Here is a 16,202-nt window from a genome sequence, read left to right as displayed (position 1 = left end):
CGTGCTGCTCTGCTCCCTGCAGCCTGAAAGTTGCCCTATCCACTCGCGGAATGTGTGGTCTCGGAATCGTCGAGCCCGAAGCGATCGTTGATGTCGTTCAGCCCGTACTTGTACAGCCGGTGGCGGAAAGAGCGGTAGTTGATGCCGAGTAAGTCGGCAGCCCTCTTCTTCACGCCCCCGGCTTCAGCCAGCGCGCGCAGGATGATGCTCTTCTCGTAAGCGGCAAGGCTATCGTCCAAGTTGCCGTTTACGAGCTCTAACCTCGAGGGGGCAGAGTTGGCATGGAGCGGCGTCGCGCTTGCGATTCCGGGCGTATCAGCCAGCGGGGCGGGTTCTCCACCTTGCAAGCGCAGGAGGTACTCGGGCAAGTGCTCTTCGTGCACGGTTTCTCCATCGCACAGGGCGACCGCATGTTCGATGATGTTTTCGAGCTCACGGATGTTGCCTGGGTAGTGATAATCCTGCAACCGTTTCGCAGCGGCGACCGATAGCCGGTGGACATTTTTGCCATGCAACTCGGAGAACTGCCGCAGGAAGCGGCGCACTAACAACGGAATGTCCTGCCGCCGCTCGCGAAGTGGTGGCAAGGACAACGCTAAAACGTTGAGCCGGTAGTACAAATCTTCGCGGAAACGCCCCGCAGCCACCTCGGCCTCCAAGCTCCGGTTTGTTGCCGCGATGATGCGCACATCAACGCTCACGGCCGCATCCGAACCCACCGGGTTGAAGGTGCGCTCCTGCAGGACACGGAGGAGTTTCACTTGCAAAGGCAGCGGCAACTCGCCGATTTCGTCGAGAAACACCGTGCCTCCGTCGGCCGAACGGAACAGCCCTGCCCGCGCTTGCACCGCGCCGGTAAACGCTCCCTTGGCGTGGCCAAAAAGCTCGCTCTCGATGAGGTTTTCCGGGATGGCCCCGCAATTCACCGCCACAAACGGGCGGCCTGCGCGCGGGCTGCGGCTGTGAATGGCACGCGCCACCAATTCCTTCCCTGTGCCGCTCTCCCCGGAGAGGAGCACTGTGGCGTCGCTTCGAGCCACCTTGTCGATAAACTCACGCACCCGTTGCATCGGTGGACTCGTTCCCACCAAGCCATCGCCGCTGGCTCCGTCGTCGGCTTCCATGTGCGCCTCGATCAGATCTTCGGCACTCTGCTTGAGCTTTTCTTCAAGCCGACGGAGGCCCGTGATGTCCTGGAAGATAAACAGGGCACCGATGGGATTTTGATAGGTGTCGCGCAGCAACGCTGCCGAACAGCGCAAAATGCGCTCGCCGTCGCCATCCCTGAGGAAGCGAAACTCTGTGGGGTTACTTTCCGGTGACTGCAGAAAACTCAAACGACCACTGCTGGTGTGGCGCAACGGCGGGAACAGGCTGCCTAAATCACACCCGATCAGTTCCGCGGGAGCGCGACCGATGAGTTCCCCAGCTACCGGGTTGGCAGACGTCACTTGGCCAGCGAGATCCGTCGTCACTAAGGCACTGTCGATGTTCCTCGCCAGCGCTTCCTGCAAGGAAATCAGTCGCTCCCTTTCTGCTTCGCGTTCGAGCAACAGAGATTCAGCCGCCTGGAGGCGCCTTGTGAGGGAACTCGCCAACAGGGCGATGACAAAAAAGCTCGCATTGGTGATCGCGAAGCGAACGATGAAGTCCAGGTCCACGTGTGTGGTCACGCCGCGCGCTTGGAGGTTATACAACAAGCCAAGTTGAACCGCCCCAACCAATGCTGCATAGGCGATCGAGCTGACTGCGGCCATCGCCACCGCACCGGCAGACGATACCAAGAACGCCGCAGCGATGACCACCAAACTGTAGAGAAACCCGAACGGGCTCTCGGTGCTGCCAGTGACGTAAACCACGCCAGTGACCAACAGCACGTCGAACAGCAGTTGGCCGTAGGCAAAAGCGCCAAGCTGCCGCACCCGCAGCAGCACCACCGCAGAGATCAGCGTCACCGCATACGCGAGTGCAATGCCCCACAAGAGGAGCACCGTGGAAACTGCATAGCCCTCGCTTTGGTTGCGAAAGAAAGACAGCGCGAGAGCGCCGAGGAAACCCGACACCAAGAGCACGCGGAGAAAGAGTGCTGCTTTCAGCCGGTTCCGCAGGCGCTCCTGCGCTCTCGCGTCCATGGCGCTGCCGCTCCCTCAGCCAATGACCGAGCCCAACTTGAAGATGGGCAGGTACATCGAAATCACGAGCCCGCCGATCACGACACCGAGAAACACGATAATCAGCGGCTCCATCAACGAGGTAAGGTTGGCAACGGCGTTATCCACCTCTTCCTCGTAAAACTCGGCGATCTTGTTCAGCATCGCGTCGAGTGCGCCGGTGGACTCGCCGACGGAAATCATCTGCACCACCATCGGTGGAAATACCTTGCTTTCCGCCAACGGCTCGGCGATCGTACGCCCCTCGCTGATGCTGACCCGCGTGGCCAACACCGCTCGCTCTACCACTTTGTTGCCCGCGGTCCGTGCGGTGATGGCCAGTGCGTCGAGGATGGGCACACCTGAGGACACAAGGGTGCTCAGCGTGCGTGTGAAGCGGGCCACCGCGGTTTTGCGGAGCAGCTCCCCGAACACCGGCGTCTGTAACAAGAAGCCGTCGATCGCCAGCTTGCCCGACTCGGTTTTGTACACCTGTCGCAACGCCACCGCACACGCCACGACAAAAGCCACCATGTACTTGAAGTATGCAATGGTGAGGTTGCTGAGGTTGATGACAAACTGCGTCGGCCCCGGGAGTTCCTGGCCGAAGCTGGAAAACAACTCCGCGAACACTGGAATCACGAAGATGAGCAAAATCGCGGTGACGCCGACGGCCACGGTGACAATCACGGCGGGATAAATCATGGCCCCTTTGATTTTGGCCTTGAGCTTGGCAGCCTTTTCCATATAGCCGGCAAGGCGATTGAGGATACTGTCCAAGATCCCGCCGACCTCGCCCGCAGCGACCATGTTCGTGTAGAGGTCGTCAAACAATTTCGGGTGTTTGCGCAGTGCATCCGTGAAGGTCGAGCCTGCCTCCACCTCTTCCTTCAGTTGTCGCACCACGTTGCGCAGCTTCTTATTGGGAGACTGCGCTGCCAAGATGTCCAGGCACTGCACGATGGGCAAACCTGCATCGATCATGGTGGCAAGCTGGCGCGTGAACACCACGATGTCGCGGGTCGTCACCGAGTCGGAAAAGCCGGGGATGGTGATCTCGCGGTCCAGCCCCCGCCCCTTCTCCCGAATCTTGTCCGGCAGCGGTTGAATGCGCTGTGAGCGCAAGCGAATGAGCACCGCATCGCGCGACGGCGCCTCCATCTCGCCCGCCAACATTTCTCCTCGTGGGGAAATCCCTTGCCAACGAAAGACCGGCATATCCTCACCTCATTTTCCGCAATTCGAATTCAGCCAAAGATTGCTGCATCATGGCGTTCTCCGGAAACCGCTCAGCGCCTCCCGGCGCCGATTTGCCCCAGCATCGAGCGCACCTCATCGGGTTCGGTGGCGTGGCCGATGGCCTCTTCGTAACTAATCAACCGCCGCTGGTAGAGATCGACCAACGACTGCGACATGGTCTGCATCCCGAACCGCGCCTGCCCCACCTGCATTTGCGAATAGATTTGATGGATCTTCTCCTCACGAATTAAGTTGCGAATCGCCGGATTGGGGATCATCACCTCCACGGCGAGAACCCTTCCCCTCCCGTCGAGCCGGGGAATGAGCTGTTGTGAAATCACTCCTTGCAACACCAGCGAGAGCTGAGCGCGAACCTGTGGCTGCTGGTTGGCGGGGAAGATGTCGATAATCCGGGTGATCGTCTGCACGGCGGAATTGGTGTGCAAGGTGGACAACACCAAGTGCCCGGTTTCGGCCACGTTGAGGGCCGACGCCACCGTTTCCAAGTCGCGCATCTCGCCAATCAGCACGACGTCCGGATCCTGTCGCAACACGTGGCGGAGCGCTTCCGCAAACCCTTTGGTGTCGGCGTACACTTCGCGCTGGTTAACCACACAACCGCGGTGCTGGTGAACGAACTCGATCGGGTCTTCGATCGTAACGATGTGCTCGTGCCGCTCGCGGTTGATCTTGTCGATCATGGCAGCTAGTGTCGTTGACTTACCGCTGCCAGTGGGGCCGGTGACCAACACCAAACCGCGCGGCAACTTGGTCAGCTCCGCCACAACCGGAGGTAACCCTAATTCAGCCAGGCTCCGCACTTCATAAGGAATCAGCCGGAAGGCGCCGCCCACCGTTCCTTTTTGCAGGAACAAATTCCCGCGGAACCGGCTAAGGCCGCGGATCCCGAAAGAAAAGTCCAGCTCCGACTGCTCTTCGAATCGGTGGCGCTGGCTGTCGGTCAATAGGCTGTAACAGAGAGTCTTGGTCTCGTTGGCGGTGAGCGGCGGGAACGGCAGAGGCTTCAGTTCACCGTTCACCCGCATCATCGGCGGGCAATCGGCGGAAATGTGAAGATCCGTACCACCGCTTTTGACCACGATCTCCAAGAAACTCTGAATCGTGAGCGTTGGCGCCGGCTCGCCAATTTCCACCGTCGGCATGACTCGTTCTCCTCTCAGTCCGCCATGGTCACGCGCACGACTTCGTGAATGGTGGTCAGCCCCTCTTTGAGCTTCTGGATCCCGCTCATACGCAAGGTTTTCATGCCTAAGGAAATGGCCATGCGCTTGATCTCGCTCGCTGAGGCGCCGTTCAGCACGAGCTCGCGAATCTCCTCGCTCACCGGCATGACTTCGTAGAGAGCGATGCGCCCGCGGTAGCCGCTGCCGTTGCACGCCGAGCAACCCACCCCGTGGAAGGGCGTGAACGTGCCCACTTCCTCCGGTGGGACACCGATGTCAATCAACGCTTGCGGCGAAAGTTCGGTGGGCTCCTTGCAGTTGGTGCAAATCAACCGCGCCAAGCGTTGCGCCAAAATCAAATTCACCGACGAGGCCACCAAAAAGGGCTCCACGCCCATGTTGAGCAAGCGGTTGATCGTGGACGGCGCATCGTTCGTGTGCAGCGTGCTCAGCACCAGGTGACCCGTGAGCGCCGCCTTAATGGCAATTTCCGCCGTCTCGAAGTCGCGAATCTCGCCGACCATGATAATGTCCGGGTCTTGGCGCAAGAACGAACGGAGCGCGGCGGCAAAGTTGAGGCCAATTTCCTCGTGAATCTGCACCTGGTTGATGCCGGGCAGATTGAATTCCACCGGATCTTCGGCGGTAGAGATGTTGGAAGTGACGCGGTTCAACTCGGACAGGGCAGAGTAAAGCGTCGTCGTTTTTCCGCTGCCGGTGGGTCCGGTCACCAGCACCATTCCGTAGGGCTTGTAAATGGCCTCTTTGAAATCGCGAAGCTGGTCCTCCTCGAAGCCGAGCTTCGTCATGTCGAGCTGCAAGTTGGATTTGTCGAGCAAGCGGAGAACGATTTTCTCCCCGAAAATTGTCGGCAGCACCGACACCCGGAAATCCATCTCCTGCCCCTTGCCCAGCTTAAGCTTGATGCGCCCATCTTGGGGAAGCCGCCGCTCCGCAATGTCGAGCTGGGCCATGACCTTGATGCGCGAGGTAATGGCGTTCTTCAGTTTCAGCGGCGGCCGCATGATCTCTTCCAGTACGCCGTCCACCCGGAAGCGCACGCGAAACATGCGCTCGAAAGGCTCGAGGTGAATGTCCGATGCACGCCGCTTGATCGCGTTCGTCAAAATCGCGTTTACCAAGCGCACAACCGGGGCTTCTTCCGTGGCACGCTCGAGTTCCTTCAGGTCGATCTCGTCGTCCCGATCAACTATTTCCACTTCCTCCGTGCCGAATTCCGTAAGGACGTCTTGAACGTTGCTCCCTTCCTCGTAGTGGCGCTCGATCGCCGCCGTCACCGCGCTGACCGACGCCACCGCTACCTTCACATCGTAACCGGTGAGAAATTTGACCTCGTTTACGGCAACAAGGTTGGAAGGGTCCGACATGGCAACGGTGACCGAAGAGCCGCTGAAACTAATCGGCACGAGGTGATGGCGCTGCGCAAGCTGGCCGGGAACAAGCCGAATTACCTCCGGCGCAATGGACATTACCGATGGATCAACCAGCGAAAGGTGGTATTCTTTCTGTAAAGTGGCAGCCAACACCGCCTCGTCCACCAAATTTTGTTTTACCAGCGCCACGCTTAAAGGAAGCTGCGCCACTTCAGGATCTTCCAAAAGTTTGCTCAGTTGCGCTTGCGACACCAAACCTCTGCGCACCAACAATTCTCCCAGCCGACTGCTCATCGGCCCGCCTCCTCCAGCCGGTCGATGGACAATTTTCGGCACCCCCGCTGCCGGCGGAAATACAGGTGAGAATATGCGCTCATACTCGCCTTTCCCTCGAGAACTCGATTGAGTGCGCGGCTTTCAGAGCAGGGAGCGTGCCGACCCGAAAGTGACGAAAATTGGCACTAAAGGGCAGCCGCAACGTACACTTCCGTGTCACTGCATCCGTTCTCGCCAAGAGAACGTCACGGACTCACTCCGATCACCCTCGAACTGCTGCAGCGGCGCAAGGAAAGCGTCGGAGCTGAAAGCCTCACAACGAAAAGCGCGGTCCGAGAACTTCGTGACTTGCTTGCGGCAGGGGATGCCGCAGGAGGGCTGCAGTGCCCCAAGCTCGTTTCTCCGCGAGAGACCACTACCTCGCGCTTTCTCCCCCACGACTCCGCACCGCGATGCCGAGCGATGTAGGTCGGCCGCGTTCGCGGGGGCAGCACGCACGGATCCGTGGCCCCGAATCCGGGCGCGAAAGACCGCCCCTAATCGAGGGGCAGCACAGCCTCTGCGGATTCGGGGAACCCGCAGAGGAACCCCGCGCTGCAAGGTTCAACCTCGCAACCAGCCATTGCTACGCCCCGGCGCGCCTGTGCCCACGTCACAGGGCGCTAGCTGCCGAATGCGAGGCACCAACGCACCAGTGTGCCCGTGTCCCCAGGGGCATGGTCGGCAACACCCAAGAGCCAGGTACCTACCGGGTCTTCCCCGCCGAAGGTCGCGAGGGGCTCCATCGGCCGCACCGTGCCTCCGATCGCAGGCACGAGGTCCGTGCACGCGTCTTGGGCGGCAACGCTGGCAGCGTCGGCGAACGTACAACGGACGTCGTTGCCATCGCAGCCAACTGGAGCTTCGCCAGGGCGCTCCAACAAAAGCACTTGCGTGCCGGTCTCCACATGCACCAGCCAGAGAGCCAAGTCTCCCACCCAACTGTGCGAGATTTCCACATCTACGCGCAGTGCTCCCAAGCTTCCGCCTGCGGGCACGGTGAGTGTGTCGGCGATGCCGAACGGGTCGTTATCGGGAATGGCGATCCCTGGCGCTTGACAGAAGCGCTCGCTTGGCGGGGTCAACGTGGCCGTGGGTGTTGCCGTGCGCAAGCGCGTCGGCGTGGCTGAGGGCGTAGAGGAGGGCCGTGTGGCGTTGGTCGCCGTGCGCCAGGGAGTCGGTGTGGCGGTGAAGGGAACGGCGCTCGGAGTACGAGTCGCAGTGACGGTGGGAACAGGTGTGAGCGTCGGCAGCGGGGGAGCGGTAGCCGTCGCTGTGCGCGCACTCGCTGTTGCCGTCGCAGTCGGCGTCGAGTCCTCGGGACCGCATCCCAGAAGCGCATTCCCCACCGCCGCAATGATTTCCTCCACCGTCACGGCGCCGTCGCCACTGCGGTCGAAATTCGAACAAACGCTCAAGGGCGCCAACTCCAGGGCAATGTTCACGCCGCGAATAATCTCGTCGATCGTAACTTCCCAATTGCCGTCGCAATCGCCAGTGCACAATCCCGCTGGGAGCGAAACCTCCACCGGGTTCGAAGGCAAGCTGGCGCGACCGTCGGCATCGATCGCGACAACCACAAAGCGGAACCGCTGTCCCGGGGTGAGGCCACCGACCGGGAGCTTGGTTCCTCCCGGAACCGAGCGTACGAACGGATACGCGCTTTGCTCCGCGCTGTCGGTAAAGGCCACCATGTAGCCGAAGGCTCCTGGGCTGGGGTCCCACTCCAACAGAACGCGCCCGTTCTCAGCCATGCCACGCAAATTGCTGGGCGGCGCTAGCTCTCCTCTGTCAATGACGATCGGCTCGGGCCACTCGACAACCACGGGCAAGTGAGAGTCGTCGCGCACGACGAGCCGCAGGCGATAGGTGTCGCTACCAAGCTCGTCGAGGGGCCAGGTAGCGGTCAGGCGCCCGGCGGCCACATCGACCTCCGCATCAATGGTGCCGAAAACCCCACCGGCAAACGCGCCCGTGTACTCGAGCGAAGCTCCCGCTGCTGCCGACGCGGGCTGCACACGCGCACGCACGTGAACGAAGTTGCCCTCCCGGCCCACTTCTTCAAATTCCGCACGCGGCTGCTGCCGCACACCGAGCACGCGCACCGCATCCACGGCAGGCCCATGCGACGACCACTGCCAGCGCCCCGCCGCAACTTCCGGCAGGAAAAACATGAGCGCGTTCTCCTCACGGTCTTCCAAGGCGAAGGCCCCTGGAAGCCAGCGGCTCACGTTGCTGCGATCGAGCACCACGCCGCCCGGTGTGACAAGCTGCACTTCGGGCGACGCATCCCGACCAAAAAAGGCGAAAACTCCGTGTGGCGCGATCGTGGGGATGTCGATCGTCCCACTCCCACTCGCGGCACGCTGGACCGACGAACCCAAGTCGAGCGAGTACATTTCCGCATAATTCCTGCCGAACTGCAGGGTGGCACCCTCAGGAGCAAGTTGGAGGAGGACGACCAAAGGCCACCCGCGGAGTTGCAGGTTGGCCTGTGCTGTCGCGCTCCAAGTGTCGAGCCCCGCTCGTCCGGCAACGACCACGGAGGTGTTCGCAAACTGCACGGGCAAGGGACCTGCCACTTCTGTGAGGAGCCTACGGGTCACCTTGCAGACAAAGTTGACCGGATCGCAAGCAAACTGCGGAATTTGCAACGTGCCGCGAATGCCACCGTACACCAGCGGTCGCGAAAAACTAAAGCTCAAGTCGGCATCTCCCGCCACGAATTGCGCCAGGTTGGCATAACCGCGAACGAACATCCCCAAGGGTGGCTGATTGCCCTGAAGGCGGCCCCGGAGCCCCGCCACCGGAAATCCCAAGATCTGCGCTGTGCCTGCCCGAATGTCAAAGTTGAAAGGATGCTGATACCCAAGCCCGAGATCGGCGATGCGGAAAAATTCGCCCGGAATACTCACGCAGTCAACGCCCACGTCGATGCACAGGGTGGCGCGCGTGCCCACGTAAATCGCAAAGGGATCGCCGTCGCAAATATGATCCCCCCGCACCACTAAATCGCGTCCGGCCTTCAACCGTACCGGCACCACGGGCGGTGTGATCGTCACACCTTCCCCAAAAAACTGGCCGATCGTGGCATCGAACCGATTGAACCCGCAAGGCTCGAAGCCGAACGTGCCTATGTACGAAGGAAGCCCGGAGAACGGGAATCGACAAACGAACCGCGTGTCCAAACGTTGCCGTTCGCAGTCGTAACGGACCTCGATCTCCGCAAAGGAGATGCTCGGACTCACCGACCCAGATAAGACCCGAAGCTCCACGAACTCCGGACACCGGCCCGGCGCGAAACGCTGGGTGCCATCGATCCGTGCCAACTCCGCTACCCCTGAGAGTCCCACTATGGATACGATGCGGGCAAGCACCTCCTCAGGGCGAAACACCAGCGAGCGCAGGGCCACGACGCCGATTGTCGGCAGGCCTACGATCACGAGACCCGGAGTGGAAAACCCTGGGCTCGAGTCGAGCCGGCTTTGCGCCCCTTCGATGTCAAATGCCAGGACCTGGTCTCCTTTAGGACGAATCCATACGGTGCCACTTTGCGAGCGGACGAGCAGCTCTCCGAGGGCCACCAATCGCGGGTTGGATCCGGTGTACAACTGCACCGGGCGGGTGAACTGCGCCAGGTCATTGATGCGCAAATTTCCGCTCAGCCAAAACGAGTCGGGGACATCCTGCCGCACCTCATCGGCACAAAAACGCAAACCGCCAACACGAATGCACTGCACCTGTAAAGAGCCGGCGGAGGTGCACGAAACGCTGCCATAGCGGGCGGTGAACTGCCAGTGGTAGGGACCGACGCCACCGTACTCGTGCGTCACCTGCTGGGCCTGGCTTGTCTGCCCATCACCGAAGTCCCACTCGTAAGTCAGTTGCGCACCGGGGCAGCCCACCGGCAGCGCGGTGGCGCGAAAATCCACAACCAGCGGCAACTCATCCCCTCGCGGGGTGGCGACCACTTCGCAATCCAGGCGGCATACACCCGGCTCCACGTGGACGGTGCCGCTGTCGCAGCACTGCTCACAGCCCGCAAGCCAGCTACAAAATTCCCACGGATAATCTCCGGGAGTTTCCAGCCGTTTGGTGAACGAAACGACGCCCGTCGTGGGTACCCCATCGACGATCCAGAACTCCTTGCCGCGATTGCGTTCGCACTGGCTCGCCAATCCGTGAAATTCGACCGTGAGTGGCGCTGGCCCTCGCGAGGGCGAGGCATACGCCCCGCACAGTCCTGCAAACGCCCCTGCTGGTACGCCAGCGCTGGAGACAACTACCAACATCGCCATTGCGAGTGCCTTGGGCCCTACGCCGTGTCGGCGCCCTGACCTGAGGGACTGCATGGTGCGAAACCGCGCGCAACTCGCATGCCACTGGGCGTCACCTTGGCTACCGAGCGGAACCGGGCTCTGTGGTGTGAGGCGTGTGAAAACGATGGCTGGGCCTATGCAAACCCGGGAAAGCGCGGCCCAAGGACTAAGTGCAGCGAGCGCTGGTCGCTGTAGCGCTGCGTGCCAAGCAGGTCTCGGTCGCATCGAAGTCAGCAGCACCGACTCCATTACTATGCAGCGTCGAACCGAGCCCTCGCTTGCGTACCCGCCGCTCGGTCCGCGAGCCCGTGCATTCTCACTCGGCCCCAAACGCTGGCGCAGTTCTCGAGCGCAACGGCGTAAACCACGCAGGCCAGTCCACCGATTGGAATCGCGAACGGGTCTCCGAAGACACTCAGCTACCTCAGCATCGCGCGCCCATGCACTAGTGCTGTCGTATCTCGCAGCCCGGCTTGCGGTAGCTCCGGGCACCATGCATGGATACGAGAGCGCCCTTAGTGAAAGCCGACCGCGACAAGAACGGCGGCAACCATTCTCCCAACGTGGCGGAAAGGTCTCAAAACATGCATCGAACGCGAATCTGCCTTCTTTATTTTTGCCTCGCCGTATTTCTCGCCGCAGGGTGCCACCGACCAGAGGAGCGAGTGCTCGTTCCGGCTCCGGAGACGCTGCGGCACCCGCCGGCGGGGCCCGTCATCGGTGGGCACGATCTCTATGGCAGTTACGCGTGGTACGGCATTCCCTATGCGGCCCCGCCAATCGGCGAGCTTCGCTGGCGAGCGCCGCAACCGGCACCAGCTTGGACCGACACGCGCCCAGCAACACAACGCGGCGCGCCGTGCGTCCAATACCCGAGCCCGTTCGGCGGAGTCCCTGGCAAGAGCGGAACACCGACAGGGAGTGAAGATTGCCTGGTCCTCGACGTCTGGTCGCCGCCGCTGTCGGCAGCGGAGCTCGCCTCCCAGCCGAAGCTGCCGGTCATGGTGTGGATTCACGGTGGCGGCAACACCATCGGCTCGACGCGTCCTTACCATGGCGGCCATTTAGCGGCAGCACACCGAGTCATCGTAGTGGCTGTGCAGTATCGCCTCGGGCCTTTCGGGTGGTTTCGACACCCTGCGCTGCGTGCGGTGGCGGCAGATCCGCTCGACGCCTCGGGCAACTACGGTACGCTCGATTTGATCGCTGCGCTCCAGTGGGTACAGCGCAACATCGCTGCCTTTGGCGGCGATCCGGGCAATGTGACCATTTTCGGAGAATCCGCCGGCGGAACGAATGTGTTCAGTCTGCTCCTCTCGCCCCTTGCGCGTGGCCTCTATCACCGGGCCATTGTGCAAAGCGGCGGGATGCGATTCAGCGATCCGGAGCAAGCGGAACACCCCGCAGTCGAGCAGAGCTCCACTGCGGTGGTATTGCGTTGGCTCGAACGTTCCGTTGGTTCACGAGAGCGTGCACAACGAGAAGTCGAACGTCTGCGCAGCGACGAACTGGTGCGCCGCCTGCGGGAGTTGCCAGCTCACGAGATCTTGGCGCTCTATCGGCCGGGTCCAGCAGGCATGATCCGCATGCCCTTGCTGTTCCGCGAAGGCACCGTCGTGCCGCGCGAAGAGCCGCTCTCGCTGCTGGCACAGGGGCAATATGAGCGCGTGCCCGTGATCCTAGGAACCAACCGCGACGAAATGAAATTGTTTTTTTCGCAGATTCCTGAGCTTGTCCGCTACCGGCTGTGGATTTGGCCGCGCATCCGCGACGAGCGCCTTTATCAACTCTTCAGCGACTATGCCTCGCAGATGTGGAAGGCGCTGGGGGCAGACGAACCCGCGGAGCGGATGCGCGCCGCACAAGGGCCGTCGGTGTTCGTGTACCGCTTCGATTGGGACGAGCTTCCGCGCCGCCTCGGGGTCGACCTTGGTGTTCTGCTCGGTGCCGCCCACGGCTTCGAGATCCCCTTTGTGTTCGGCCATTTTGACCTCGGGCGTACCTCCGGGCTCCTATTCACAAACAGTAACGAGGCCGGACGCCTGGTGTTAAGCCGAGCGATGATGTCTTACTGGACCGAGTTTGCTTGGCACGGCAGCCCGAACCGCGGGCGCGACGGGCAAGTGCCCGAGTGGCACGCATGGGATCCGACTTCGCCGACGGCGCCCAAGTTTATTGTGTTCGACACGCCCGACGGCGGAGGCATTCGGATGAGTGCGGAAGTCGTCCGGCGCACGGAGTTGCTCGAACGGATCGATCGCGATTCGCGGTTTCGCGATTTGCAGGAGCGCTGTGCGCTATACCGCTTGCTCGCTGAGTTCGGGCGTGGTCTTAGCGCAGAGGAGTACCGCGAACGTGGCTGTGGAGAACAGGCGAAGTCTGCTCGGAGGTAGATCATGCGCGTCGGTGCGATTCGGTTTAGAGAAACTGGTGGTCCTGAGGTCTTGCGCTGGGAAGAGGTCGAAGTCCCAGAGCCGGCTCCTGGCGAGGCTCTCATCCGCCAGACCGCCATTGGCGTAAATTTTATCGACGTCTACCACCGCACCGGCCTGTATCCCGTTGCTGGCTTCCCATCCGGGATCGGCCTCGAGGGAGCGGGGGTCGTGGAAGCGATCGGCAAAGGGGTCACGGAAGTTGCCGTTGGCGATCGCGTTGCTTATGCCAGCGCGCCCATCGGTGCGTATGCCGAGTGGCGGTGTATGCCTGCCGAGCGCCTGGTACGCCTGCCGCCAGGGATTAGCGACGAAGTTGCGGCGGCAATCATGCTCAAGGGCATGACGGCCCAATACCTCTTGCGCCGCACCTATCGGGTGCAGCTTGGAGATACCATTGTCTTTTATGCGGCGGCGGGCGGAGTCGGCTCCATTGCGTGCCAGTGGGCGAAACATCTCGGCGCAGAGGTCATCGGCGTGGTGGGCTCCGAGGAAAAGGCCGCTCTGGCCCGCGAGTTTGGCTGTGCCCATATTATCGTGTACACGCGCGAGCGGGTACCCGATCGAGTGCGCGAGATTACGAACGGCAAAGGCGTTCCCGTGGTGTACGACTCGGTCGGACAAGCAACGTTTTTCGATTCCTTGGATTGCCTCGCGCCGCGAGGGCTGATGGTGAGTTTCGGAAACGCTTCCGGGCCCGTGTCCCCGTTCGACATCCAACAGCTCGCGTTGCGCGGGTCGCTGTATCTCACCCGGCCCACGCTGGCCACCTATACCGCGTCGCGCCCGGAACTGCTGGCCACCGCTGAAGAGCTCTTCGAGGTCGTCCTCGCCAAAGCCGTACGCGTACACATTGGCCGCCGTTTTCCCCTGCGCGAAGCGGCTGAGGCACATCGGGCCCTGCAAAGCCGGGCGACCACTGGCGCAATTGTGCTTTTCCCCTAAGGCGAGCGCCCCCCGCGAGCCCCTCGTTCACCTTCCGGCGCACCCGTACAAAGCCATCGACACCGCCGCAATCACTTCCTCAATGGTCACCATCCCATCGTTGTTGGGATCGGCCGCCGCACACTCAGGTCGAGCTTCGCCCAAAGCGCTTACGACCATTGCGACGATCTCCTCGACGGTCACGCTGCCGTCGCGATTGCAATCCCCAGCACACAGCGCGGTGGGCGTTGGCGATGGTTTCGGCGTGGGCGGTGTCGCCGTTGGCTCCGGAGCGTCGGCCCGCACATGCAGCACGCCATCTACCGCTCGCGCGTAAGGCAGTAGCGCTCCGCTGCCGTCAGCAACGATGACCCTCCTGAGCGGTATCGCGTAGTCGCCTTCCTCCGCCTGAGAATCGATCTGCGCGGTGCATTCCACCAGAGGTCCGTCGCTCAATGGGTTCCGATCGAAGAAATCGAACACCACCACCCGAACTGCCTCGCAACCCCCGCTCCGCTCCCGCTCGCACGCCGCCGGGACGAACGCAAACGCAGTGGCGTTGCGATTGATCTCGGGGTTCACTCGGCATGCCGGCCCGTCTCCTGCCTGCACTCCGATCTCGAGGACTTCGCTGATTCCAATCTCGAATTGTGCCGCCACACCCGCCTCACCTTCGCCACGATATTGCACCTTGAGGGTGACCGTCTCACCCGGGCGAGCCACAACAGGATCCAGCGAAATCACCTGCGCTCCCAGAGGATGGAAGGCGAACGCACAACCCAATGTTGTGAGGAGCCATGCGCGGCGCATTGTGATTGTCGGCATCGCTGGCCGACGAGTCTACTCCGCGCGATTCGCAGATGCGAGCAACCTCTTTAATGCTTTAGCCGCATGTTGGTGGGCAAGCCGAAGCGGTTCGGGGAGGCGAAAGCGAGGCGCGGCGAGGAGAACGACGCGCACCGCTTCGTCGAGGCCGATTCCGCCACCAACGCTGACATACACCGGCCGCACCTGAGACTGAGTTCGCACCACCCGGCCGACAACCTCCCCATCGAGAACGACATCGGCAACCGAACCACGCGCTGCTGCCACCCCCGTGTGACGCCCGCACAGCAGGCTCTTCGCACATCCGATCGTCGGCCAGCCGGTAACCCGCGCCACCTCGCACGCAAGCCCAAACCGTCGCGGGTGGGCTTGCCCATGGGCATCGCACAGCACCGCCATGGGGCGGTGGCTGAACGCGCGCAGTGCGGCGATGATCGCACCTGCTTCCCGCTCTGCAAACCGCCCCGGAACATACGGAGCTGCGTTGGCCGCCATCGCCACGTGTTGTTCCAAGACGCGCCCGGACTCCGCCTGCCACGCCACCGCCGCAGCGACAACAATTCCCTGCCCTGCAGCATACGCCGCATCAGCGCCAACCAGCACACCGCAGCTCGGCGGCAGAAACGGGCCCTCGTTTCCGTGAGCCTCCAGTACCAACATATCGTTGCGCGACTGCAGGACAGCAAAGCTACATCGCGGCCGCCAATGCCCGTCGCGTCACTCGCTGCCAAACGAATTTGCCTATTCAAAGAAGCCATTTCCGTTGCGAATTCAAGCGAGCCGCGAGTTGGCGCCAGCAGAGAGCGGCCTAGAAACAAACTGGCGGCGGTCTTTCCGGAATCAGAGATCGAACCGGCTGGGCTCTGAGCGGGCGGCGGACGATCTTCGTCAGAACAAAGATCCAGCATTACCGGTTACCAAAATCGCTGCACGTTTCTAATCGTTGCCTGGCCCGCCGCCAGCCGGCAAAAGCAATGCGAAAGGGGGGAGTTGAACCCCCACGGGTGTTACCCCACAGGATCCTGAGTCCTGCGCGTCTGCCAGTTCCGCCACTTTCGCGTGCGCGGCGTGGTTAGCGTTTTTCCCCTGCGGCAACAAGCGCATGCCCGTCGCAAGTACGAAGGAGCATTCCCAAATGCCTGTCTGCAAATCCCCCCGAGGCAGTGCTTTGCAATCACCATCGATGCGACACAGCGCGCCCGACAAAACCGAAAGGCAGGCACTTCGAGCTGCGGTAGTTGTCGAGCGGTGAACCGCTTCACATTGCGGGTCGTGGCGATGAGCGCGTTGCGCACCCCTGCTGCATCAGGACAGCACCAGGCGGAAGGGCACAACCTGCGTCCGTTTTTGAGCGGTTCGGAGGGGAGTCGCCGAACAGCGCCACTCTGCAATCAACGGCAAGCGGCGACGGCCACGGTTG

The 16,202-nt window shown here is 61.9% G+C and carries 9 protein-coding genes and 1 tRNA gene; 2 read left to right on the top strand and 8 right to left on the bottom strand.

What is annotated here, in order from left to right; genetic code table 11:
• Positions 1 to 35: 35 nt before the first annotated feature.
• From N3C12_06550 to N3C12_06530, 5 genes are all read right to left on the bottom strand, one after another.
• Positions 36 to 2,132 carry a sigma 54-interacting transcriptional regulator gene (locus N3C12_06550; protein ID MCX8072092.1) on the bottom strand — a complete coding sequence of 699 codons (2,097 nt, stop codon included), beginning with the start codon at positions 2,130 to 2,132 and terminating at the stop codon, positions 36 to 38.
• Positions 2,133 to 2,147: 15 nt separating this feature from the next.
• Positions 2,148 to 3,368 carry a type II secretion system F family protein gene (locus tag N3C12_06545; GenBank protein MCX8072091.1) on the bottom strand — a complete coding sequence of 407 codons (1,221 nt, stop codon included), beginning with the start codon at positions 3,366 to 3,368 and terminating at the stop codon, positions 2,148 to 2,150.
• A gap of 71 nt (positions 3,369 to 3,439) precedes the next feature.
• Complete coding sequence (locus N3C12_06540; GenBank protein ID MCX8072090.1) at positions 3,440 to 4,552, bottom strand: type IV pilus twitching motility protein PilT; 1,113 nt, start codon at positions 4,550 to 4,552, stop codon at positions 3,440 to 3,442.
• 14 nt (positions 4,553 to 4,566) lie between these two features.
• Positions 4,567 to 6,261: a type IV-A pilus assembly ATPase PilB gene (gene pilB, locus N3C12_06535; protein ID MCX8072089.1), complete on the bottom strand. Its 1,695-nt coding sequence runs from the start codon at positions 6,259 to 6,261 to the stop codon at positions 4,567 to 4,569.
• A gap of 644 nt (positions 6,262 to 6,905) precedes the next feature.
• Positions 6,906 to 10,580 carry a PKD domain-containing protein gene (locus N3C12_06530; GenBank protein MCX8072088.1) on the bottom strand — a complete coding sequence of 1,225 codons (3,675 nt, stop codon included), beginning with the start codon at positions 10,578 to 10,580 and terminating at the stop codon, positions 6,906 to 6,908.
• Between the two features lie 605 nt (positions 10,581 to 11,185).
• Between N3C12_06530 and N3C12_06525 the strand changes: the two genes are divergently transcribed.
• Both N3C12_06525 and N3C12_06520 read left to right on the top strand, forming a co-directional pair.
• Positions 11,186 to 12,994: a carboxylesterase family protein gene (locus N3C12_06525; protein ID MCX8072087.1), complete on the top strand. Its 1,809-nt coding sequence runs from the start codon at positions 11,186 to 11,188 to the stop codon at positions 12,992 to 12,994.
• A gap of 3 nt (positions 12,995 to 12,997) precedes the next feature.
• Complete coding sequence (locus N3C12_06520) at positions 12,998 to 13,978, top strand: quinone oxidoreductase (protein MCX8072086.1); 981 nt, start codon at positions 12,998 to 13,000, stop codon at positions 13,976 to 13,978.
• Between the two features lie 27 nt (positions 13,979 to 14,005).
• Here the strand turns inward: N3C12_06520 and N3C12_06515 are convergent, their stop codons facing one another.
• The 3 genes from N3C12_06515 to N3C12_06505 all read right to left on the bottom strand — a co-directional run bounded on the left by N3C12_06515 (position 14,006) and on the right by N3C12_06505 (position 15,841).
• The gene (locus N3C12_06515) at positions 14,006 to 14,701 is read right to left on the bottom strand and encodes a hypothetical protein (protein ID MCX8072085.1); all 696 of its coding nucleotides are present in this window, start codon (positions 14,699 to 14,701) and stop codon (positions 14,006 to 14,008) included.
• A 96-nt stretch (positions 14,702 to 14,797) separates the two neighbouring features.
• Positions 14,798 to 15,442 carry an endonuclease V gene (locus N3C12_06510; GenBank protein MCX8072084.1) on the bottom strand — a complete coding sequence of 215 codons (645 nt, stop codon included), beginning with the start codon at positions 15,440 to 15,442 and terminating at the stop codon, positions 14,798 to 14,800.
• A 315-nt stretch (positions 15,443 to 15,757) separates the two neighbouring features.
• Positions 15,758 to 15,841: transfer RNA gene (locus N3C12_06505), tRNA-Leu, on the bottom strand.
• Positions 15,842 to 16,202: the final 361 nt, after the last annotated feature.

This window comes from Candidatus Binatia bacterium, assembly GCA_026415395.1.
Lineage (GTDB): Bacteria > Desulfobacterota > Binatia > HRBIN30 > HRBIN30 > HRBIN30.
The sequence above is the reverse complement of the archived record's forward strand: the minus strand, read 5'-3'. Positions and strand labels throughout refer to the sequence as shown.